This window comes from Nocardia arthritidis (assembly GCF_011801145.1).
Taxonomy (GTDB): domain Bacteria; phylum Actinomycetota; class Actinomycetes; order Mycobacteriales; family Mycobacteriaceae; genus Nocardia; species Nocardia arthritidis_A.
Genome location: NZ_CP046172.1, coordinates 114,401 through 136,231 on the forward strand (window position 1 = coordinate 114,401; position 21,831 = coordinate 136,231).

Annotated in this window: 22 protein-coding genes; 8 read left to right on the top strand and 14 right to left on the bottom strand. The window is 67.2% G+C overall.

Going from position 1 to position 21,831, the window contains the following annotated elements; genetic code table 11:
• The first annotated feature begins 4 nt into the window (after positions 1 to 4).
• Complete coding sequence (locus F5544_RS00540; protein WP_167471353.1) at positions 5 to 925, top strand: DUF5926 family protein; 921 nt, start codon at positions 5 to 7, stop codon at positions 923 to 925.
• 438 nt (positions 926 to 1,363) lie between these two features.
• On the opposite strand, the gene F5544_RS00545 is transcribed toward F5544_RS00540, so the two are convergent.
• From F5544_RS00545 to F5544_RS00565, 5 genes are all read right to left on the bottom strand, one after another.
• Entirely contained in the window at positions 1,364 to 1,912 is a 549-nt protein-coding gene (locus tag F5544_RS00545) for a ferritin (protein WP_167471354.1), read from the bottom strand.
• 71 nt (positions 1,913 to 1,983) lie between these two features.
• On the bottom strand, positions 1,984 to 2,532 hold the full coding sequence (locus tag F5544_RS00550; protein ID WP_167471355.1) for a ferritin: 549 nt from the start codon (positions 2,530 to 2,532) through the stop codon (positions 1,984 to 1,986).
• Positions 2,533 to 2,542: 10 nt separating this feature from the next.
• Positions 2,543 to 3,859 carry an LCP family protein gene (locus tag F5544_RS00555; protein WP_167471356.1) on the bottom strand — a complete coding sequence of 439 codons (1,317 nt, stop codon included), beginning with the start codon at positions 3,857 to 3,859 and terminating at the stop codon, positions 2,543 to 2,545.
• Positions 3,860 to 3,924: 65 nt separating this feature from the next.
• Positions 3,925 to 4,716 carry a CPBP family intramembrane glutamic endopeptidase gene (locus F5544_RS00560; RefSeq protein ID WP_167471357.1) on the bottom strand — a complete coding sequence of 264 codons (792 nt, stop codon included), beginning with the start codon at positions 4,714 to 4,716 and terminating at the stop codon, positions 3,925 to 3,927.
• A gap of 46 nt (positions 4,717 to 4,762) precedes the next feature.
• The gene (locus F5544_RS00565) at positions 4,763 to 5,530 is read right to left on the bottom strand and encodes a DUF2470 domain-containing protein (protein WP_167471358.1); all 768 of its coding nucleotides are present in this window, start codon (positions 5,528 to 5,530) and stop codon (positions 4,763 to 4,765) included.
• Positions 5,531 to 5,666: 136 nt separating this feature from the next.
• On the opposite strand from F5544_RS00565, the gene F5544_RS00570 reads away from it, so the two are divergent.
• From F5544_RS00570 to F5544_RS00585, 4 genes are all read left to right on the top strand, one after another.
• On the top strand, positions 5,667 to 6,098 hold the full coding sequence (locus tag F5544_RS00570; protein WP_167471359.1) for a hypothetical protein: 432 nt from the start codon (positions 5,667 to 5,669) through the stop codon (positions 6,096 to 6,098).
• A gap of 326 nt (positions 6,099 to 6,424) precedes the next feature.
• Positions 6,425 to 7,339: a prephenate dehydratase gene (pheA, locus tag F5544_RS00575; RefSeq protein ID WP_167471360.1), complete on the top strand. Its 915-nt coding sequence runs from the start codon at positions 6,425 to 6,427 to the stop codon at positions 7,337 to 7,339.
• Entirely contained in the window at positions 7,336 to 7,995 is a 660-nt protein-coding gene (locus F5544_RS00580; protein WP_167471361.1) for a histidine phosphatase family protein, read from the top strand. Before pheA ends, F5544_RS00580 begins: the two co-directional genes overlap by 4 nt.
• Before the next feature lie 95 nt (positions 7,996 to 8,090).
• Positions 8,091 to 9,110, top strand: a complete 1,020-nt coding sequence (locus tag F5544_RS00585; protein WP_167471362.1) for an alpha/beta hydrolase — start codon at positions 8,091 to 8,093, stop codon at positions 9,108 to 9,110.
• A 21-nt stretch (positions 9,111 to 9,131) separates the two neighbouring features.
• Here the strand turns inward: F5544_RS00585 and F5544_RS00590 are convergent, their stop codons facing one another.
• The 6 genes from F5544_RS00590 to F5544_RS00615 all read right to left on the bottom strand — a co-directional run bounded on the left by F5544_RS00590 (position 9,132) and on the right by F5544_RS00615 (position 14,907).
• Positions 9,132 to 9,959, bottom strand: a complete 828-nt coding sequence (locus F5544_RS00590; protein WP_167471363.1) for an ESX secretion-associated protein EspG — start codon at positions 9,957 to 9,959, stop codon at positions 9,132 to 9,134.
• A complete protein-coding gene (locus tag F5544_RS00595; protein WP_167471364.1) occupies positions 9,956 to 11,143 on the bottom strand; it encodes a PPE domain-containing protein in 1,188 nt (395 codons plus the stop codon). The genes F5544_RS00590 and F5544_RS00595 overlap by 4 nt, the downstream gene beginning before the upstream one ends.
• A gap of 42 nt (positions 11,144 to 11,185) precedes the next feature.
• On the bottom strand, positions 11,186 to 11,509 hold the full coding sequence (locus F5544_RS00600; protein WP_167471365.1) for a PE family protein: 324 nt from the start codon (positions 11,507 to 11,509) through the stop codon (positions 11,186 to 11,188).
• Between the two features lie 187 nt (positions 11,510 to 11,696).
• The gene (locus tag F5544_RS00605; RefSeq protein ID WP_167471366.1) at positions 11,697 to 12,047 is read right to left on the bottom strand and encodes a metallopeptidase family protein; all 351 of its coding nucleotides are present in this window, start codon (positions 12,045 to 12,047) and stop codon (positions 11,697 to 11,699) included.
• Positions 12,048 to 12,051: 4 nt separating this feature from the next.
• Entirely contained in the window at positions 12,052 to 13,149 is a 1,098-nt protein-coding gene (locus tag F5544_RS00610; RefSeq protein ID WP_167471367.1) for a septum formation family protein, read from the bottom strand.
• A 51-nt stretch (positions 13,150 to 13,200) separates the two neighbouring features.
• Complete coding sequence (locus F5544_RS00615) at positions 13,201 to 14,907, bottom strand: aldehyde dehydrogenase family protein (protein ID WP_167471368.1); 1,707 nt, start codon at positions 14,905 to 14,907, stop codon at positions 13,201 to 13,203.
• A 93-nt stretch (positions 14,908 to 15,000) separates the two neighbouring features.
• Here F5544_RS00615 and serS point away from each other — a divergent pair, with 93 nt between their 5' ends.
• Together serS and F5544_RS00625 are read left to right on the top strand one after the other, a co-directional pair.
• Positions 15,001 to 16,263, top strand: coding sequence for a serine--tRNA ligase (gene serS, locus F5544_RS00620; protein WP_167471369.1), 1,263 nt, complete (start codon positions 15,001 to 15,003; stop codon positions 16,261 to 16,263).
• Between the two features lie 100 nt (positions 16,264 to 16,363).
• On the top strand, positions 16,364 to 18,229 hold the full coding sequence (locus tag F5544_RS00625; RefSeq protein ID WP_238847024.1) for a putative bifunctional diguanylate cyclase/phosphodiesterase: 1,866 nt from the start codon (positions 16,364 to 16,366) through the stop codon (positions 18,227 to 18,229).
• Between the two features lie 4 nt (positions 18,230 to 18,233).
• Here F5544_RS00625 and F5544_RS00630 read toward each other — a convergent pair whose 3' ends face one another.
• Together F5544_RS00630 and F5544_RS00635 are read right to left on the bottom strand one after the other, a co-directional pair.
• On the bottom strand, positions 18,234 to 18,488 hold the full coding sequence (locus F5544_RS00630) for a hypothetical protein (RefSeq protein ID WP_167471217.1): 255 nt from the start codon (positions 18,486 to 18,488) through the stop codon (positions 18,234 to 18,236).
• A 1-nt stretch (position 18,489) separates the two neighbouring features.
• Positions 18,490 to 18,822 carry a DUF6247 family protein gene (locus F5544_RS00635; RefSeq protein ID WP_167471370.1) on the bottom strand — a complete coding sequence of 111 codons (333 nt, stop codon included), beginning with the start codon at positions 18,820 to 18,822 and terminating at the stop codon, positions 18,490 to 18,492.
• A 150-nt stretch (positions 18,823 to 18,972) separates the two neighbouring features.
• On the opposite strand from F5544_RS00635, the gene F5544_RS00640 reads away from it, so the two are divergent.
• On the top strand, positions 18,973 to 20,232 hold the full coding sequence (locus F5544_RS00640) for an oxygenase MpaB family protein (protein ID WP_167471371.1): 1,260 nt from the start codon (positions 18,973 to 18,975) through the stop codon (positions 20,230 to 20,232).
• A gap of 25 nt (positions 20,233 to 20,257) precedes the next feature.
• On the opposite strand, the gene F5544_RS00645 is transcribed toward F5544_RS00640, so the two are convergent.
• Positions 20,258 to 21,796 (bottom strand): Rieske 2Fe-2S domain-containing protein, encoded by a 1,539-nt coding sequence (locus F5544_RS00645; RefSeq protein WP_167478882.1) that lies wholly within the window; start codon positions 21,794 to 21,796, stop codon positions 20,258 to 20,260.
• Positions 21,797 to 21,831: the final 35 nt, after the last annotated feature.

Sequence of the window (21,831 nt, forward strand, 5' to 3'; positions counted from 1 at the left end):
CTCCGTGGGTAAGAGCAAGCGAAACAGTCCGAAGCCCGGAGGCAACCGGGCACAGCGTCTCGCCGAGCGGCGGGCGGCGCAGGAACAGGCCGCGCAGGCCGTCACGCGCCCGTTCGATGGGCTCGCCGCGGAATGCGATCTGGTGGCTTTGCAGGAGTTCGTGCCGTCGGCCACCGCGACCCTGAAGCTGGCTCCCGGCGCCGCCGCCGAGCGGCCGGTCGTCATCGGCACGGTGCTGCCCGGTGCGGTCGCCGCGCTGGTTCGCGCGGGCGACAACCCGACCGGTTACGTCGGTGCGCAGATGCAGCACCGCGGCGCCGATCCGGGCGCCGATCTGGCGGCCGCCATCCTGTGGACCCAGTCGGCCGAGCCCGGCGAATCACTGGACGCCCCCGAGGCCGTCACCGGTGGCCCGCGGCTGGCGGACGTCATCGATCCCGGCGCCGCCCTGGAGCTGACCGTGCACCAGGACTTCGACTGGTGGGTGCCCGAGGGTGTGCAGCCCGATCCGCAGGTGGCCGCCACCATCGAACAGGCCAAGCAGGCCATCATGCCGTCGGCTCGCCTCTCGCTGGGCGCGGATTCGGTCGGCGCGGCCTGGTGGGTCGAGGCGGGCGAGAAGGCGCATGTGCGCTGGGTCCGGCCGGAGCCGGAGGACGAGCTGATGCTGGCCCTGGCCCGGCTGCACGCCGCGGGCGGACTGACCTTCGGCGAGGGTTCCCGCTTCGCCGGATCGTTCCGCACGCACGGCGTGCTGGTGCCGGTCTTCGACCTGGATCCGGAGCGGCACGCGAACGAATGGACCAAGCCCGCAGAGGAATTCGGTGCGCGCCTGGCCGAGGCGCTCGCCGTCGACGCGCCGCTCAGCCCAGCCGAGCGCCGCTCCCGCGACGGGTTGCGTTCGCGTCAGGTCACCCTGCGCTGACGCCATGGACGTGGCGGTCCCGGGCCCGAGTTCCGGTGTCGCGCCGAATCATTCGGTGCGGTGCCGGGCTCCGCGACGACATTGCGCCGGGGTCGCCCGCTGAGCCCGCCGCGTGCGCCGAACGGTGTGCGCGGCGGGTTCGATCATTGTGCGGCGGTGAGCAGTGCCCGATATTCGGGTCGCACGAAGCTCCCGCCTGATGTGTGCCGCTGGGCGGGCCTTTGGTCCACGCCCGGCCGAGTTATGCGCTGGCCTCGCTGAATTGGCGTTGTCGTACGAAGCCCGATCTTAGCCGCGCCCGGCCGAGTTTCTGCGCGAGGCATTCGCGTGAACCCTTATCCGGCACGACATTTCGCAGACGCAATCGGGCTGACGCATTATCGGAAAACCGCGGCAGACCCTGCTGGGCCTGCCGCGGTTCGAAAAGGGGGTGGGCGGTTAAATCGCGCCGCCGGCCGCGCTCGGCGCGCCGGACGTATCGCTGGGGCCGCTCATTTCGCGTGCGATGAAGTCTTCGAGATCGAAGAGGTTGGCGCCGGCCCGATCGGCGATGGTGAGCAGCGTCGTCATATTGGCGACCTCCTCGACCTGTTCCTTGAGGAACCACTGCATGAACTGTTCGCCCAGGTAGTCGCCCTCTTCCCGGGCGGTGCTGGCAAGCTGGACGATCTGATCGGTGACCGTCTTCTCCTGGGCGAGGGCCAGTGCGATCGGCTCCCTCGCGTTCTCGAATTTCGACTTCGGGCTGTCGATGCCGGTGAATTCGACGGTGATATCCCGGTCGAGGAAGTACCGCACGATCATCATCGCGTGATTGCGCTCCTCGACCGCCTGGGCGTAGAAGCGCTTGGCCAGCTGCGGCAGATCAGCATTGTCGAACCACACCGCGATGGCGATGTATTGGTGCTCGGCATTGAATTCATGCCTGATCTGATCGTGGAGCAGGCCGTGGAATTTGCTGCGTGGGGTCTCCGGGTGGCTGGACATAGCAGCGACAATATCGCTGGTCAGCCCGCGTGTCATCCAAGTACAACCTTATTGAGGCTAGTGTTGCCTAATTAATTCCGCTGCGGCCCCGCCATTTTCGGCGCCATATTGTCGACGGGCGGTGCGGTGCGCGACTCGCGCGCCAGGAACTGTTCCACATCGAACAGATCGCCCGCGGCCCGATCGATGACGGTGAGCAGCCGCGACATCCCGGACACCTCGGCCACCTGGTCCTTCATGAACCACTGCACGAAACGCTCGCCGAGGTAATCGGCCGATGTGCGGGCCGATGCGGCGAGCGCGGTGATCTCCGCGGTGTAGACGCGTTCGGCCGCGAGCAGGAAAGCTATTGCCGCCCTTGGTGATTCGAAGGTGGACACGATTTCGTCCAAACCCTCGACGGCGACCCCCAGATCGCGGTCGAGCAGATGCCGCACCATCCGCAGCGCGTGCCCGCGATGCCGCTCGGATCTGACATAGCAGTGATTCGCCAACCGTGGCAGGCGCTTCGAATCGAAATACACGGCGGCCGCCAGATACTGCTGTGCGATGGTGAACCCGCGCCGGAGCTGGACTCTGAGCAGTGCGGGAAAGGTCTGGACGACTTCGGTTTCCGGCATGCGATCGACGTTACCGGGTCAGAAGATCGTCCGGGATGGGTCGGTCGTTGGCGATATCGTCGAAGAACTGGCCCGCCTTGGTCTTATCCCACACCAGCACATTGCCGACATCGGTATCCGAGAAACCGCCGATCGGCACCGTCGTGGTCACCGGGCCGCCGCGCAGCGCCCAGCCGAGCTGGGCCAGGTCCCAGATGTGGTCGCCCTTGTCCACCTTCAGCGATTTCGCCGAATCGCTGACCAGCGGCCACAGCTTGAACGGGTTCGCCAGCGTCCCTGCGTCGGTCGCCTTCTTCAGCAGCGCCGTCATGAACATGCGCTGGTGCTGGATGCGATCGATATCGGCGCGCGGCGTCGCGCGGCTGCGCACGAAACCCAGCGCGTTCTTACCGCTCAACCGCTGACAACCCGCTTGCAGATCGATACCGGCGAGCGGATCGTCGATCGGCTGGTCCAGGCACAGATCGATGCCGCCGAGCGCGTCGACCACATTCGCGAACCCGCCGAATCCGATTCCGGCGTAGTGATCGATATGCACACCCGTCGCCTGCTCGACGGTCTGCACCAGCAGCGGCGGCCCGCCGAGTGCGAAGGCGGCGTTCAGCTTGTCCTTGCCGTGGCCGGGAATGCTGACAAAGGAGTCGCGGGGGAGGCTGATCAGCGTCGCTTTACCGGATTTCGGCAGGTGCACCAGCATGATCGTGTCGCTGCGCTCCGGGCCGACATCGCCGCCGGTGGAGTACTCCTGTTCCTGTTCGGGAGTCAGGCCCTCGCGGCCGTCGGACCCGGTGAGCAGCCAGTTGGTGCCGGGTGTGTCGCCGAGGCGGCCCGGGTAGCCCGCGAGCACCGGAATCCGGTTCAACGAGGAATCGAGTTTGATGATCGCGCCGATCAGAGCCAGCACGATGACCAGGATCAGCACCAGGAACCAGCGGAAAAGGTGCAGTTTGCGACGGCGCGGTGGGGGCGCGCCGCGCTCGGCCCGCTTCGGCGGGAGGGCCGGCGGCGGTGGCGGTGCGGCCCGCCGGGGCGGTTCACGGCGCGGCGGTTCGTGGCCATAGCCGCGCTGGTCGTCGAAGGGGACCGGCTGCTGGGTCGGCGCCCAGTTGCGGCGCGGCGGTGCGGCCTGTCGCTCGGGCGGAACCTGTGAGTAGGCCAGCGGCGGGGCATACGGATCCGGGGCGCCGTTGCGCCCGATGACGTGGGTCGGTTCTATCCGTTGCCGCGGCCCGGGCGGCGGGTACGGGCGATTCGCCGGAGATGGGCCGGGGCGGCCGGATTGCGGCGGCACCCGACGCGTCCGCGCATTGGGGTCGTCGCCGTTCATCCTCGAAACTCTACTTGTCGGTGGTGATTCGGTTCATGAAAGAATCTCAGATTCCGCTGAATGCGTTACGGCAGCCACGAAACATGACCGCGCAGTATGGTATAGCCGATATAAGCGACGGCATCGATGGTCGCGTGCGCGATTATCAGCGGCCACAGCCGATTGGTTCGCTGCCAGTAACGGCCGAAGATCAAGCCCATCACCACATTTCCGACGCCACCGCCGAAACCCTGGTACAGGTGGTAGCTGCCGCGCAGCAATGCCGAGGCAAGCAGTGCGGAATTCTCCGTCCAACCGAGTCTGCGCAATCGGGTGAGCAAATATGCGACGACGATCACCTCCTCGGCCACCGAATTCGCACATGCCGAAAGGACGAGCACCGGCAGCCGCCACCAGTGGTCGCCGAGTGAACTCGGCACGATGGTGACGCTGAAATGTAGTGCGTGCGCGATCAGATAGAGCCCGAGACCGGGTATTCCGATGATCGCCGCGAGTGCGAGCCCATGCCAGCCGTCGGGCCGGAACCTGATTCGCGCCAACCCGATCAGCCGCGGTCCGATTCCACTGCGCCACAACAGATATAGGCCGAGGGCGGCCCAACCGGCCAGTCGCAGCACGCCGATCAGCTGGAACAACAGATCGATGATCGACTGCGCCGACCGCGACGGGTTCAACGCCACCGTCTGCCCGCCGACGCCGCCCGGCCGCAGCGCGCTCTCCAATAAGGACAGCGCCGCACTGATCCCGCTCAACCCGAACGTGACGACGAGCACCACGGCGATTTCCATCCGGATCGCCATCCGCTCCCGCCGCGTCAACTCGGGTTCGTCCACCCCGGTGCCGGATTCGACATGCATACGTCGAATCTATTGCCCAGGCCGCGATGCGGCCCGCACCGCCGGATCAGATGCGGCGCAGACCGTTCAGGAACGGGCAGCCCGCGAGCGTGCGGACCGCTCGGCTGAGGGATTCGATATCGGTGGCGGGGGTGCCGAAGGGGAGCCGGAAATCGTGGTCACCGTCGCTGCCTTCGACGCGCAGGGTCAGGCCATAGCGGTCGATGGCGAGCGGATGCACCCGGCCGTGTTGCAGGCGGGCCGGTAGGTGGCGGGCCAGCTGGGCGACGACGTCGGCGTGATCGGCGGTGAGGTGACGCAGCCACGCGGATTCCATGGCGCAGAACGGATCCGGCTGGGCCAGCCGCAGCTCGTCGACGTGGACCGACGCGGCGCCGGTCGAGTCGGCCACCACCGCGGAGTCGATCATCAGGCGCAGCAGCGTCGCCGTATGCCCGACCTCGAGCAGGCCCACGCGCGGATGATCCTTGGCCACCTCGGTGGCCAGCGCGCGCTGCGCCTGGGCCGGCACCGACCGCACCCAACCGCGCAGCCACACCAGGGCGCGCACCGGTTCGCGCAGTGGTAGCGGGGCATGGTCGGTGAGTTCGAGTACCGCGGGCGCGCCGGTCTCGCCGGAATTGCCCGCGAGTACCGCGGCGAGCGAGGCGGCGGGCACCGCGACCACCGCGTCGCCGCCGGGCCGGATGAAGTGCACCGAGGTCGGCGTCGGATCGATGCCGGGCATAGCGAGTACCGCCTGTTCCGCATGTGAGCACGCGCTACGCACCCGTTCCGCGGTGGACGGTGCGACGGTCGAGTTCGTACGCGGCATGCGGACCTCCGGTAGCTGAGGACGTATTAGGTTACCCTAAGCTAAGTGACCGACCGGAGATTGGCAAGGGTTCGCCGCCGCCGGATCGCAAAGGATCCGTTGTCGGGAGCGTCCGGTCGTTGGCTACGGTGGCCTGGTGGCAGACGGATCGAATGAGCCGGTACTGGTGTCGTTGAGCGCGCCGTCCCGGCGAAGTCTCACCGACGGACTGGTGCGTGCAGTCGCGCCCGGCGCCGCCCGCGTACTCGACCTGGACACCGCATCCGAGTCCGAGATCGCCGACTTTCTCGCCGAAATCGCGCACACCGACGGCGGATTCGTCGCACGCGTCGGCGTCGACCAGCCCAGCTCCCCCCAACCCGCGGAACGGGCACTCGCCATCATCGCCGCAACCGCGGCCGCACTCTGCGGCGACGACATCCGCACGGCACTGCGCAGCCCCGACATCGCATTCCTGACTTCGCTGAAACCACCCGCAATCGAGGCCGTTCGCACGGTCCTGCTCGCCATCGAAACCGATGAGCCCACCGAGCTTGCCGCTGGACTGGCGATCCTGGATCCCCGCTGATTCGCGGTTGCTGCCGCGTTCGGTCGGCCGTCGAATTCGGTGGTTGTGGTGAGTTTGTCGCCGGGTTCGGGTCTTGGGTCCGTGCTGATTCGGGATTGTCGCGGAGTTTTGGCGTCCGTCGAATTCGATCGTCGTGGCGAGCCTGCCGCCGGGCGGGCGATCCTGGATCCCCGCTGATTCGGGGCTGCCGCGGAGTTCGGTCGGATCCGGTAGTCCCGGTGACCCGGCTGCGGGGCTGGCAATCCTGGGTCCGTTGAGCGGTCCAGGGTGTCCGGGGGTTCGCGGATCGCCCGGCAACCTGGTTTCCCGCAAGTAATGTCGTAGGGGTGCCCCGCATCGCCTACTTCGGGCCATCTGGAACCTTCACCGAGATGGCCCTCGCCGCCCTCGAATCCACCGGCGTCTTCGACGGACCGGTCGAACGGATCGCCGCGCCGACCCAGGGCGCGGCGCTGGACCTGATCCGGTCCGGCGATGTCGACGGCGCGGTGGTGCCGATCGAGAGTTCGATCGAGGGTTCCATCGCGGCCACCATGGATTCGCTGGCCATCGGGCCGCGACTGCAGATCATCGCGGAAACCGAATTGGAGGTCAGCTTCACCATTCTCGCGAAATCCGGCACCCGCCTCGCCGACGTGCGCACGCTCGCGGCCTATCCGGTGGCGGCGGCGCAGGTGCGGGAGTGGGTGGCGCGGAATCTGCCGCTGGCGCAACCGTTTCCGTCGGCATCCAACGCCGCCGCGGCCGAGGACGTGGTGGCGGGCAAGGCCGATGCCGCGGTGTCGACGGCGCTCGCGGGTGAACGTCTCGGCCTGGCCGCATTGGCCTCCGGTGTCGCCGACCACGACCAGGCGGTCACCCGCTTCATCCTGGTGACGCGCCCCCGGGTCGCGCCGCCGCCGACCGGCGCCGACCGCACCTCCGTCGTGCTGGAGCTGACCAACGAACCTGGTTCGCTGATGCGCGCGTTCGCCGAATTCGCCACCCGCGGCATCGACCTGACCAGGATCGAATCCCGGCCGACCAGAACGGGTATGGGCACCTACCGGTTCTATCTCGACTGCGTCGGGCATATCGACGACATCGCGGTCGCCGAGACATTGAAGGCGTTGCACCGCACCGCGCGGGTGCGTTTCCTCGGCTCGTGGCCCGCCACCTCGACGACCGGTACGCCCCCGCCCGCCGACGAACCGCATGCCGAATGGCTGACCCGGTTGCGCAAGGGGGTGGCGGATCTATGAGTGGCAGATTGATTCTGGTCCGGCACGGGGAGACCGAGGGCAATGTCGCCAAGATCCTGGACACCAGGGTTCCTGGGCTGCCGTTGACCGAACGCGGTGCGGCACAGGCGAAAACGTTCGGTGCGAGTCTGTCGGGTCCGCCGCGGGCGCTGCTCTGCTCGGAGGCGCTGCGCGCGAGACAGACCGCGGGTTATATCGAGGCGTCCACCGGTGTACCGGCGCAGATCGTCGCCGATGTGCACGAGGTGCAGGTCGGGGATATGGAGGGGGAGAGCAGTGCGCAGGCGCATTCCCTCTTCCAGCGGATCTACCGCTCCTGGCATGCGGGCCAGCTGTGGGAGCGCACACCGGGCGGCGAATCCGGCTACCAGGTGCTCGCCCGTTTTCTCCCGGTGCTCGAACAGGTCCGGACCGAACTGATCGCCGCCGATTCCGGCGATGTGTTGCTGGTGAACCACGGTGCCGCCATGCGCCTGGTCGCCCGCTTTCTGACCGGTGTCCCGCTGCTCTTCGCCACCAATAATCATCTGGACAACACCGAAACCATCGAGTTGGCGCCCCGCGGCGACGGCGGCTGGGACTGCACGCGCTGGGGCCGGTACACGCCGCCGTTCGGCCACGAGGTGTCGCCGACGGCCGACGATCCGATGGGCTGACCTGTAACGATTCCGTCTCGCCTGCAGACGTAACGATGGGCTGGGGGAGTCCTGGGGGGTGGACGCAAGCACGTAGACGGGAAAACGACAGTTCGATGAAGCTCTCTTCGCTACGCGGCGCGGCCGCGCTACGAACCGCAGCGGCGGCGCTCACCGCCATGGTGTCGGTGACCTTGCTCGGCGGCACCGCCGTCGCGACACCGCCGAAATCGCCTGCCGTCACCTCCATCACGAAGGAGGGGCGCACCTGGCATCTGAAGGTGTACTCGCCGTCGATGGACAAGGAGATCACGGTCGACGTCCTGCGCCCGGCCGATGACTCCAAACCGGCGCCGAACCTCTACATGCTCAACGGTCTCGATGCCGGTGAGGGCACCGCGAGCTGGAAGGACCGCACCAAGGTGCTGGACTGGCTGGCCGATAAGCCGGTCAACGTCATCCAGCCGATCGGTGGCCGCGGCAGCTACTACACCGACTGGCAGAACCCGGATCCGGTTCTCGGCGTGAACAAGTGGAAGACCTTCTTCACCGAGGAGCTGCCGCCGGTACTGGACAAGACCCTGCAATCCAACGGCCGCAACGCGTTGACCGGCCTGTCCACCTCCGGCACGTCGGTGCTGCAGCTGGCCGAGGCCAAGCCCGGTCTGTGGCAGACGGTCGCCGCGTACAGCGGATGCGCGCAGATCTCCGACCCGGTCGGCCAGCAGTTCGTGAAGTTCGCCACCGAGCTCTGGGCCGGCGGCAACACGGTGAATATGTACGGTCCCGCCAGCAGCCCGATGTGGCGGGATAACGATCCGGTGGTGAATGCGGAGAAACTGCGCGGCACCCTGCTCTACATCTCGAGCGGTAGCGGCATTCCGCTGATGAAGGACGTTCAGTGGTATCTGAACGATGCGCCGGGACCGCAGGGCGCGGTCAACCTCGGGCTCGGCATGGGCATCGAGGCGGCCGTGAACGGTTGCACCGCGAACCTGAAGAGCAAGCTCGATTCGCTCGGAATCCCGGCGACCTATCAGTTCAGCCCGGTCGGCACGCACTACTGGCCGTATTGGGAGGACGCCCTGCACGAGTCGTGGCCGCTGCTCGCGCAGGGAATGGGCATCGCGAGCTGACGTCGACCGCGCGGGAGGGGTTCAGTGTTCCGGCTTCGCCGGGAACTCCTCCCGCAGCGGCAGCGAGTTGATCAAATCCAGCACTGCGGTGCGCAGCCGCGCGTTGGTGCCGCTGCTGAACGATGTCCACTTCACGCCGTCGTCGGATCTGCTCGCGGTGGCGATGAATCGTCCGTTCCGGGTGTCGAATACCGCGATGTGATTGTCGGTGACCTCGCGGGCGCCGTCGCCGTAGATGACACCGACGATTTCGGCGTGCGCATTGCACTGCACCATCGCCGAGGCGATCACCTGTGCGTCGCGGGGCGGGTTGCCGACCTTGGCGAGGCGCTGCGCGGTGGTCGCCGCATCGCCCGCATCGTCGAAGATCGGCACCAGCTGCTCGGTGGGGGCGTTCATCCCGGTGAGCTCGAGCGGTTCGGTCGCGCCGAGCGCCGCGATCAGCGGGCCGGGCAGATCTTCCTCGACCTCGTCGATGACATACGACTGCGGTCCGCGCAGCGCGACGGTGACCAAATCGTCGCCCCGGGCGAGGCACATCCGGTTGACGTGTCCCTCGACGTGCAGCCGCAGCGCGACGACCCAGTGCGGGCGGTACAGCGCCCGCAACCGGTCCTCTAATTCCTGATGAACCACGCCATCGATCAGCAGTTCCCGATCGATGAGTGATTGGGCGGCCGCGGCCATCGCTGCCTCGTGCGCGGTGACGTTGTCGTATTGCCCACGCGTATCCAGCACCGTGGGCAATTCGTCGAACTGCAGTTTCTCCAAGAGGTACTGCATCTCGTCGAGCGACAGCACTACCCCGGCGAGCATCGACGGGCCGCGGCCCGCACCGAGAACCGTCACTTAGCCGTCCCGGCCGGTTCGGCGCCGATAACCCCGTCGGCGGCCAGGCGGCCGTCGGCGAAGTTGTCGGCGGACCGCAGGTAGTCGGGGGTGTTGTGCAGCGACTCGTCGTCCTCGTCCTGAGCCTGACGGCCGAGCAGCGGGCTGGTGCCGGGCGCGGTGGCGCTCGCCGGACGAACCGGCACCCCGGTTTCGACCTTCGCCACCGGTTCGGTGGTCGGTGCGCCGCTGCCCGAGATGCCGTTGCCCCAGCCCTCGGGGAGCTTGAGCGAGCCGCTGGAGAGGCTGACCGTCTTGAACGTGCCGACGCCGACCGATGCGGACCTGGTCCCGGTGCTGGTCGCCGCGGCAGCGGCACCCGCCGCGACACCGCCGCCGATGAAGGTCATCGGCGCGGCCGCGGTGACCGAGGGCGCGCTGATGCTGGTGACGGCGGACAGCGCGGAGGTCGCCGCCGTGCCGACGCCACTGACGCCGGTGGTGGCGATCGAGCCGACCACATTGGCCGCCTGGGTCGCGACGCTGGCGACGGCCGGATTGTTGGCCAGTGCGGTCGCGGCGGCGATCGCGGTCTGTACCGGGTCGGCCTGTGCCTGCTGGGCCGTCTGCTGGGCGGCCTGGTTCGGATCGGCGGTGCCCGCGCCGTGCGCGATGGCGGGCGGGTTGATGAACTGGCTCGGGGTCGCGACCATCGCGGAGGTCGCGGCCTCGTAGGTCTCCATGGTGAGCGCGGCGCGCAGATCGAGCGCGGCCTTCGCCGCCTCGGCCGCCTCGGCGGAGCCGTTCAGCACACCGCCCGTCGAGTAGGCCGCGACGCGCGCCGTATCGGCGGCCGCGATCTCGACCGGATTCGGCATGGCGATCGAGGCGATGGTGTACGCGGTCGCGTTCGCCGCGGCCTTGGCGGCCATACCCGCCGCCATCACGCCCTGCTGCTCGGCCCAGCCGGTGAAGCCGGCGAGCTTGCTGAGCACCGAAAGTCCGTTGATGCCCTCGAGGCCGACGCCGACCTCTGCGATCACTCGCGCGACGGTTGCCGTCGCATCAACCCATGCACCCGTGAGCGCACCCCATGCCGTGCTCGCCGCGTAGATCGGGACGGCGTGCGCGCCCGATTCCAGCGCCAGCGCATTGCCTTCTGCCAGCCGGGGCAGCCAGAACACCCCGGTGATTCCTGCGGTCATCTTTGTTCTCCCCTCTTGGTCGACGCGTTGCCCGGTGCGCGTCTAGATGGCAAGTGTCGCTGCGGTGGCGGCGATGGTGCCCGCGCGCACGGCGTCCTCGGCCAGGTACTGGGCCAGCTGGAGACGCAGGGTCGCGGCGGCGTGGTGCAGTTCCAGCACGGCCTGGGCGGTCGCCCCGTCGTGCGTGACCGCGCCATTGTTGAGGTGGGATGCCGCCAGCATCGACACCTCGTCGACTCCCGAGGGAACAACATGCGTGACGGGACCGCTGAGCGCGGCGACACCGGCCAGCCGATCGGCGACCAGGTCGAGCTCGGCCGCGGCGGCGAGCACGGCTTCGGGTGAGACTAGTACGTGGCCAACCATGTCTCGAACTCCTTCTAGTGGCGGCTATGGGGCGGAACCACGAGAATTCCCCCTACGAGTGATTGGACGCGACGGGTACGCGATCGGTTCCATCGAATCCCCAAATTTCTTGCCCGGTCTTTCGCTGCTCACGAACCCCACTCGAAACCCCTTCGTCGCGTGCATGCTCGCAACCAGCTTGCTAAGACTAGCCCCATCCCAGCTGATGCAGACGCTCTTCGTCAATGCCGAAATAATGTGCGATCTCATGGATCACGGTGATCGCCACTTCTTCGACGACTTCGGCTTCGTCCGAACAGATTTGGAGAATGGTGTCCCGGTAGATCGTCACGGTGTCGGGCAGCGAGCCGCCGTAGTGGCTGTCCCGTTCGGTGAGCGCGATTCCGTGATAGAGCCCGAGCAGATGCGGATCATCCGGATTGCGAGGTTCGATCAGCACGACCACGTTATCGATGGCCCGCGCCAACTCCGGCGGGATGAGGTCGAGCGCATCGCCGACCAGTTCCTCGAACCGGTCGGCGGACATGGATACCGCCATCGGACTACCTGGGTTGCGGTTGCGGCGGCAGCGGTGCGGCGCCCGGCAGCGGGCTCGGGGTGGAGCGGCCGTTGCTCGGCGGCGGCACCGGAGCCTGACCGTTGATCTGGATATCGCCCTTGGCCGAACCGGTGATCGGCGCGAAACCCTCTTTATCCGCGCCCTTGCCGACCATGCAGTCCAACTTGCGGTTACCGGCCAGCCAGCTGCGGGCGTCGACGAAGTCGAAGAACATCGTGAGCGTCTTGTTGCGGATCACGTCGGGCGCGCCCAAATAGTCGGTGGCCGCCTTCGCGCATTCGTCCTGCACGTATTTGTCCTGCTCGTCCTTGGCGGGCGGCGGGCCCTGGAAATGCTGGCCCAGGTCGACCGTCGAGACGATCTCCAGCGCGTGCTGCTGGGCGCAGTCCACCGGATCGGTAGGCAGGTTCTGATTGATGCCGAGGCAGGTGCCGCGGTCGTAGACCTTCGACTGGTCGCCGTCGAGGATGCTGCCGGTGACCGGGCGCGCCGCGCCGGTGGCGCCGCCGAGCTGCACACCGCAGCGCAGCGTGCGATCGCCGTGCTTCCAACCGTCGGGGCTCGGGTACATGAGGCCGATGATGTAGCGACCGCGGGGGTCGTAGCGGCCGCCGAGGTAGTTCTGCACCGCGGGCAGGCAGTGCTCCTCCTTCAATTCGGTGAGCCGCAGCGAATCCGGGAAGCGGGAGCCGGGGCCGAATTCGACGCCGGGATATTTGCTCATATCGATGTCGGCGGCCACCTCGAACAGGTGCTTACCCGAGCAGGACACCTTCGTCAGGTCGGTGCGGTCCGGCTTGGACCAGGTCAGGCAGTCGCCGCGGTCGGCGGTGCCGAACTGCTTGTCCAGGATGGTGGAACCGGGTACGGCCGGATTGTGCGCCTCCAGGCCCTTGTCGTTGCGGAATCCGGTGACGAACAGGGTGACCAGCGCGGCGATCACCGCGCCGGCGGCCACCGCGAGCAGACCCCAGCGCAACTTCGCCGCGGGCAGGTGCAGGTTCACCCGCGTCGGCATGGACAGCGGGCGCTTGCGCGCGGTTTTACCCGGCATCGGCTTCGGCTCGTCATCGACAGACATCGCGATCCATCATGGCAGTGTCCGGGGCGCGGTGCCACGACCTGCCCCGATTCAACCGCGGAAGGCGGACAGGAAAATCGCGGGCAATTTCGCCGGGCTCGCCGTGGCGTAGAACTCGGCGAGCTTGCGTCCGGTGGCCGCGGCGGTGGCATTGTCGACGAACCACGGCGGTTTCGGTGAGAGCGCCAACTCCCCGCCGAACAGCGAGCGCGGCGCGGGCCGGAACGGTCCGTACACCACCGTGCGCTCCACGTCTTCGAGCAGAAAGGCGTTGTGCACCACGCCGATTCCGCTCTGCACATCGTCGAGGGTGTGTCCGGGGAACGCGCCCCACGCCGCGCGCGGGGTCAGGAACGCCAGCCCCGTCCACGCGTTCACCGCGATGGTGCCGTAGCGCAGCCGTTCCAGGGCGCGGTCGACGGCGATGCCGAGCCTGCGCCTGGTGGCCGGGTCGATGAGGACGTTCGCACCGAGCGTCCCGCTGACCTCGCCGTTGACGAATTCGACCGCGTGATGCAGGAATTCGCCGCCGTCGTATGGCAGTTCGACGACGCCGAGCACCGGGGAGAAGTATTCGGTGCGCAGCAGCGGGGTCGTGGTCGCGGGAACCTGCCGCACCAGCACCCGGCTCGCCTCGGGGCCGAGTCGTTCGGCCGAGGGATAGGACGCGAGCGCCTCGGCCACCCGGCCGTCGCTGCCCGGATAGTAGGCGGGCCGCTGCGGCGCCGCGGCGATGGCCGCGCGCAGTTCGGCCAGGAACCGGTCCTTCAGCGGCCAGTTCTCGGCGAGTACGACGGCCTGGGTCGCGACGCAGTTGTAGCCGCCGTTGTGCAGCCGCTGCGTCGCGATGTGCTCGGCCTGGAAACGCAGATCGGCGGCGGACCACTCGCCGGGCACCACGATGGTGGGTGAGACGCCGCCGAGCTCGCTGGTGATCGGCTTGTCCAGCAGCGGACGCCGTTCGGCCCTGCGCTGTTCGGCCTCTGGACCGGTACCCCAGACGATGGTGTCGTGTGTTTTCGCGCTGCCGGTCATGTGCACGTGCGCGACATCCGGATGGTGCACCAGGTATTCACCGGTATCCGCGCCGCCGGTCAGTACGCGCAGCACGCCGAGCTCGAGATACGGCTCGAAGACCATCTCGAATATCGGATACATCGGGTCGGTGACCGGGTTCAGCTTCAGCGCGACCACCCGGTTGTGCGCGTACAGCTCGTACAGCACGTCCAGCGGCGGAATCGACATGACGTTGCCCGCGCCCAGTACGACCCCGATGCCGCCGGTCGTGGTCGGGTCGAGCTGTCCGAGCCCGGCGCGTCTGCGCGCGGTGGCCGCGTCCACCCCGGGCCGCAACCAGACCTCGCCGCGAAAACCGCTGAGCAGCAGGCGATCATAGATATTCAGCGGCAGGACGGGCACGCTCACCCGGTCACCGGGGGCGGCGCCGAGGTGCAGGCCCTCCAGCGGACTGTGACCCGATTCCAGTGCCGCCAGCGTCGCCGACAGCGCGGTCGCGCCCTGCAGCAGAGCCAGCGGACCGGACATCCATTCCTCGCCGACCAGCGGTGAGTCGGCGTCCAGATGTTTGATCGCGCTGGCCGTCGCCACCCATTCCGGTGCGTAGCGGGCGGTGCGCGCGTGCAGTTGGTCGAGCAGTTCGCGACGGCGGGCCAGCGGTGTCGCCGCCCACACCTTCTCGCCCGCCGCCAGTTCGGCGAGCGCCGCGTCGATGGCCGATTCGTCGAAAGTCGTTCCCACGAGCCAACTATGCGCGCGTAATGGGGCTTACCGTCGCGGTACCGCCGATATCGGCGTGAAAACGGAAATAGCGAGCCACTAGCATGAAGGCCCATGATCGACCTCCGATTCCTGCGGGAAAACCCCGAAGCGGTCCGCGCGTCGCAGCGCGCCCGCGGCGAAGACCCCGCCCTCGTCGATGCCCTGCTCGAGGCGGATGCCGCGCGGCGGGCGGCGGTGGCCACCGCCGATAAGCTGCGCGCCGAGCACAAGGCGATGGGCAAGCTGATCGGCAAGGCGAAGCCGGAGGAGCGGTCCGCGCTGCTTGCGCAGGGGCAGGAGATGTCGCAGCAGGTGAAGGAGGCCGAGGTCGCGCAGACCGCGGCGGACGCCGAGCTGGAGGCCGCGCACCGCGCCATCTCGAATATCGTGCTCGACGGTGTGCCCGCCGGCGGTGAGGACGATTACGTCGTTCTCGAAACAGTCGGCACGCCAAGGGAATTCGACTTCGAGCCGAAGGATCACCTGGAGCTCGGCGAATCGCTCGGCATGATCGATATGGAGCGCGGGGCCAAGGTTTCGGGCTCGCGGTTCCACTTCCTCACCGGTTACGGCGCGCTGCTGCAGCTCGGCATGCTGCAGTTGGCGGCGCAGCGCGCGGTGGCCAACGGGTTCACCATGATGATTCCGCCGGTGCTGGTGCGCCCGGAGATCATGGCGGGCACCGGCTTCCTCGGCGCGCATTCGGCCGAGATCTACCGGCTGGAGGAGGACGACCTGTACCTGGTCGGCACGTCGGAGGTGCCGATGGCCGGATATCACGCCGGCGAGATCATCGATCTGAGCGCGGGCCCGGTGCGGTACGCGGGTTGGTCGTCGTGTTTCCGCAGGGAGGCGGGCAGCTACGGCAAGGACACCCGCGGCATCATCCGGGTGCACCAGTTCGACAAGGTCGAGATGTTCGTCTACTGCAAGCCGGAGGAGGCGGAGACGGAGCACCGCAGGCTGCTCGGCTGGGAGCAGGACATGCTCGCCGCCGTAGAGGTGCCTTACCGGATCATCGACACCGCCGCAGGCGATCTCGGCAGCTCGGCGGCGCGCAAATTCGACTGTGAGGCCTGGGTGCCCACCCAGCGGACCTACCGCGAGCTCACCTCCACCTCGAACTGCACCACCTTCCAGGCGCGCAGGCTTTCGATCCGCTACCGTGACGAGCACGGAAAGCCGCAGATCGCAGCGACTTTGAACGGTACGCTGGCCACCACGCGGTGGATCGTCGCCATTCTGGAGAACCATCAGCAGGCCGACGGTTCGGTCCGGGTGCCCGCCGCGCTCGTCCCGTTTGTCGGTACCGAGGTGCTGCGCCCGGTTCGGTGACAAGCCGAAATCCGCTGTCCGCTAATTAGCCACGTGTTCGCCATGTCGGATTCACGGGATGTGGCTACTGCCGGGATACGTTGTGTCTAGGCTATTCATCGTGCGAGGAATCGGGTCTCGCGGCGATACCCGAACCCGGGTGCGGGCCGCGTCTGCGCTGGCGACGGCTATGGTCATGTCCCGGACCACCGGGGCCTTCTACGTCATGGGGGGCGCGCTCGGGCTGCTCATCACCGCCATCGCTCCGGGGGACGAAGGCAATCGGGCGCTGGTCGGTTGGGCGGCCGCCATCGCGCTGCTGCTCGGGCTCAGCCTGCTCGGCTGGGGTCCCCGGGTGCCGCACGCGATCCACCACGGATATGTCGCCATCGCGACCATCCTGGTGACGATCGCGGTGTACGCGTTCCCGAATACCGTTGGGGCCATCAGCCTTGCCGCGTTCTACGTATTCATCGCGTGTGATGCGGCGCTGTTCTTCTCCTGGCCGCTGGCCGCGGCGCATATCGGATTCGCACTGGTGCTGTGCCTTTGGGTGCTGCCCGCGCGGCCGGTGCATCCGGCGCTGCCACTGTGGTCGGGATTGATTCCGGCGGGGGTCACATTCGGTGTCGGCGTGGTGGTCGGCATCCTGACCAGGATGGCCTCGGAGGCCGATATCGATGTGCTCACCGGGCTGCTCAACCGGCGTGGTTTCGATCGGGCGCTGAACTCCGCGATCGAACAGGCCACCCGCGGCGGGCAGGGGCTGGCGCTGGTGCTCGTCGATCTCGATCGCTTCCAGAAGATCAACGATCACCTCGGGCATCGCGCGGGAGACGCTGTGCTGCAACGGGTTGCCGACACCTGGTCGAAGCTGCTGGTGCCCGGGCAGCGGCTGGCCCGGTACGGCGGCGACGCTTTCGCGCTGCTGCTGCCCAACACCACCGAGCAGGCGGCGATCCTGCTCACCGAACAGCTGCGGGCCGCGGTGACGACCGGCTGTTCGGCGGGCGTCACCTCGTGGCAGCCGGGCGAATCCGGATCGTTGCTGGTGAGTCGCGCCGATGTGGGTCTGTACCGGGCCAAGCAGGCGGGGCGCAACCGCACCGTGCTGGAATCGTCGCGGCAGCTGCCGCTGGCGGTCGAGTTGCGGGAGGCGATCGATCGCGGCGCGCTCGACGTGCATTATCAGCCGATCGTCAGCCTCACCGAGGGCGGCGGCAAGGCGGTGGGTGTCGAGGCGCTGCTGCGCTGGTCGTCGAGTGCGCAACCGGATGTCACCACCGAGGGTCTGATCCGGGTCGCCGAAGAGTACGACCTCATCTCCGATCTGGACGAGCTGGTGTTGCGCCGCGCCTGCGCCGATGCCGCGCGGCTGCAGGAGACCTTCGCGCAGCTGGATCTGACGCTGAATGTCAACGTGAGCGGGCTGGAACTGGCCGAATCCGGTTATGCCGACCGGGTTTCCAACATTCTGGCCAGCACCGGCTGGCCGGCGAACCAGCTGGTGCTGGAGGTGACCGAGAGCGAGCTGGCCGCCGAATCCCAAACGGCCATCGGGAATCTGCACACGCTGCGCGAGCGCGGCGTGCGGATCGCCATCGACGATTTCGGCACCGGTTACTCGTCGCTGAGCAGGCTGGCCACCCTGCCGAGCGACATCCTCAAGGTGGATCAGTCGTTCGTCGCGGCCATCCGCTCGGATTCGCCCGCGCCACCGCTGCTCGGGGTGATCGCGGCTCTGTCCAGCGCGCTGGATCTGCAGGTGATCGCGGAGGGCGTGGAGACCGAATACCAGGCCGCGGTGCTCACCGAACTCGGATTCGCCCTGGCACAGGGCTACCACTACAGCGATTCGCATCCGGTCTCGGAGCTGATCAGCGACCTCAACGAGGGCAACGGGCGGGTCGGTTCCGCGGTGCCGGGCCGGGAACTCGGCGGCGGAGATTCGATGCACACCGCCAACGGTTGGCTGCCCCTCGGGTAGGAGGTCAGCCCAGCCACAAAACCATGAGGACGTGCACTTCGTGGCCTTCTTCATGGATCAGGTAAATGACCTCACCCCTACCATCAGGGCCGAACAACCAGTGCCGAACGGCACCGTCCGGATTCTCCTCATGTTGCGGCGGACCGGACCATGGCGTCAGTTGCAGCACACCGAGCAGCTCGGCATAAATAGGGAGGGCTTCGACAGGCAGCGCCGCAATCTGATCCGCGACGTCCGGATCAGTGATGATGCGATACAAGCTATTGCTCCAGGCGACGCTTGATCAGGGACTGTACTTCCTGCAATGACAGCGCCCCTGGGTTTTCCCCCGTGCGGAGAATCCGCTCAGCCTTGGCTTGGACGCGGAAGTAGCTGCCAGGATCGCGCATCTCCGCAAATGCGATGTGCCGCCATTTTTGCAGCAGCGCCTGGATCTCCCGGAGTTCCTTCGTCTGTTTGGCCCTGTCCAGCACGATGCCCCACTCGCGATCGAAGACGTCCAGCAGGGTTGGTGTGAGACTGGCGCGTATCGATGCCGGATCAGCCGCGGGCGGAACCGGCGCAGGGTCGGGTCCAGCGGCGGGGGAGGCCATACGAACACAATAGCCGTCGGTAACAGCAGGTGCTCACGAGTTTCTCCCGGATCGAGCCGGAGGCATCATTCTGGCATAGTGCCTTGCCAGAATCGGTGAAACTGTGAGACGGTTTCTGTCAGATTCCCTACTCGATTGGGGTGCGATGCAATGACGCATGACACAGTGACCTATCTGCCGACGCCGCGACTGTTCACGGAGTTTCCGTTCCGGCAGGCGGTACCGCTGCTGGCGCCGGGGGATCTGCGCTGCACCGCCGCGCAGCGGGCCTCGTTCCGCCGCTTCGCGCAGCTGGGTGATCCGCTGGCCGATGACGTTGTCGCGATGATCAAGCGGCTGCCCGCGGGTGTGGGACGGCAGATGTTCGAGGTCGCGGTGGTGCGGGGCATCGCGGCGGTGCCGGACGCGCCGCCGGAGCTGATCGCCTTCTTCGAGCAGGTGGAATCGGAGCCGTACTGGCTGGACCGGTCCAAGCTGGATCGCGGTGCCAGGGTGGTCGGGCGGACCGGCGTCTGGGGCGGTATCGCGATGGGCATGTTCGCGCTGATGGGCGGCTATCTCGCATCCCGGGCGGACAAAACACTGGTCGGCACGGGTGATCTGGACGCACTGGCGCCGCGCCGGCTCGCGGAGACCACCCAGTGGTGGCTGGATGTCACGACTCCCGGTGGGCTGGAACATAATTCGGTCGGTTACCAGAGCGTGCTGCGGGTGCGGCTGATGCACGCACTGGTGCGGTCGGGCATGAACAGCAGGCCGGACTGGGATTACGCGGCCTGGGATCAGCCGGTGAACCAGGTGCTGACGGTCGGCACGCTCGGCCTGTTCTCGATGGCGAATCTCGTTGGCACCCAAGCACTCGGGCTGCGCTTCTCGGCCGAGGAGAAGGATGCCGTCTTCCAATTGTGGCGGTACGTCGGCTATCTGCTCGGCATCGATCCGCAGATCCTGCCCACCAGCGAGTCCGATACCTGGCGGGCCTACTGGATTCTGGCGGATACCGAATTCATTCCGGACGACGATTCACGGCGTCTGGCCCAGGCCCTGATGTCCGCCGCAGGCGGGCTGTTCCTGGCCGAGGACACGGCGGCCAAGCGCGCCGTCCGCGGACTGGTCACCCAGTATCTGGTCGCGTACAGCCGAATCATGCTCGGGCCGAGCAATTCCGATTTTCTCGGCCTGCCCGACAGCCGCATCTTCCAGGCCGCGGTGGTGACCACCGCCCTGGTGAACAGCGTCCTGGAGGTGCCGCGCCAAATATTGCCCGGCGCAACGCGTTTCCAGGAGAAGTTGGGCGCGCGCCTGCGGGCCCGCCTGGTCCGCGGCTCGATCGCCCGCAACGGCGGCGACCGCACCTACGCCAGGCACGACACCTTCGCCACGAATCAGCGGACCTTACGGGCAGGTTGATCTACCGCAAATCCACAGGGGTAGGTCAGCTCAGCTTGCGCGAACGCAGTTCGTGACCCTTGGAGGTCTTGCAACGGCCCGACTCCAGGTCCCACTGCCAGCCGTGCAGGTTGCAGGTGAGGGTATTGCCTTCCACCACACCGAATTTCGACAGGTCGGCCTTGAGGTGCGGGCAGCGGCGCTGCACCTCCCAGCCGGCGATCTCGGTGGACGCGGAATCGTCGTGTGCCTCGGCGAACCAGCCGTCGGCGTAGGCGATTCGTTCGTCGGTGAGGCATTTGAAGAAGGTGTAGAGGAATTCGTTGTATCCGCCGATCCGCCACGCCTGGAACCGGGTGGACAGGAAGATGGTGTTCACCCAGTCGGGCTCGTTGTCCCGCAGCACGGTGCGCACCAGCTCTGGCGCGATGCGGAATCCGTAGCGGTACTTGCCTTCTCCGTCGATGGGCTGGCGCACCACCCGCTTCGGGAAGTCGAGTACGACGGTTTCCTCGCCGATCACCAGACCCACCGGATAGCCGATGCCGTCGCAGATCAGGTCGCTCTGCGCCATGATCGGCTCGAACAGCGCCTTCAGCGGCTCCAGCAACGAGCCTTCTCCCGTTGCCCAGGAAGCCTTTTCGGCCTCGAGCACCGGTGCCAGCCGCTGCGCCATCAGCTCGATGTACTCGGCCTTGTTGTCGTAGATCAGGCCGGGTTCGAACGGGTGGGTCAGCGCGAGCTCGGCGCCGCGCACATCGGCGACCGAACCCGGAATCATCAGCACGCCACCGGAATTCCCGTGGATGCGCATCTGCTCCAGGAACACCATCTGGTCCGGGAAGATATTGCCCTCGTCGCCGCGATCGTCGTTCAGGTAGCGCAGTTCCTGATCCAGGAATACCGGCGGCCCCGCCGACGGCACCACCCAGGTGGCGCCGACCTGCTCGATATAGCTGCGCGCCCGGTCCATGCCGCGCTGGCGCTTCTGCTTGCCGAAGTTGGATTTGGTGCGCGCCGGAATGTCGTACACCATCGGGTACCAGATCGCGCCCGAGTACTGCAGCAGGTGGATATCGATATGCCCGAACGCCTCGTGCAGCACGTCCATATCGACAGGGCGGGCGTCGTTCATGTTGAAGCAGGTGGTCTCGCCGTCGGACACCACTAAGCCGGAGTCGCCGATCGGTCCGTCGGCGGGCGCGCGCAGCGCGATGATCATGATGTCCAGCTCGCCGCCCGGACCGGTCACCGTGTGCTTGACCGAATCCTCGGTCTCGAAGAACTTGTGGAAGCCGAGCTTTTCCAGCTCCCGCCGCAGATCCGGCACCGGATAGTCCGGCAGCAGCACCGTCGCGTCCTTGTTGACGTGCTCGGCCAGGTTCTTCGCGTCGAAGTGGTCGCGGTGCAGGTGTGAGACGTACAGGAAGTCGCAGTTGCCCAGTTCGTCCCAGTCGAGCTGGGTGTTGTCCGGAAACGGGAACCACGAACCGAAGTACGCGGGATTGACCCAGGGATCGCAAAGGATCGACCCGGCCGCGGTGCGGATATGGAAACCGGCGTGTCCGACGCTGGTGATCTGCACGAGCTGTTCCTCCTGACCGTTACCAGCCATCCAGG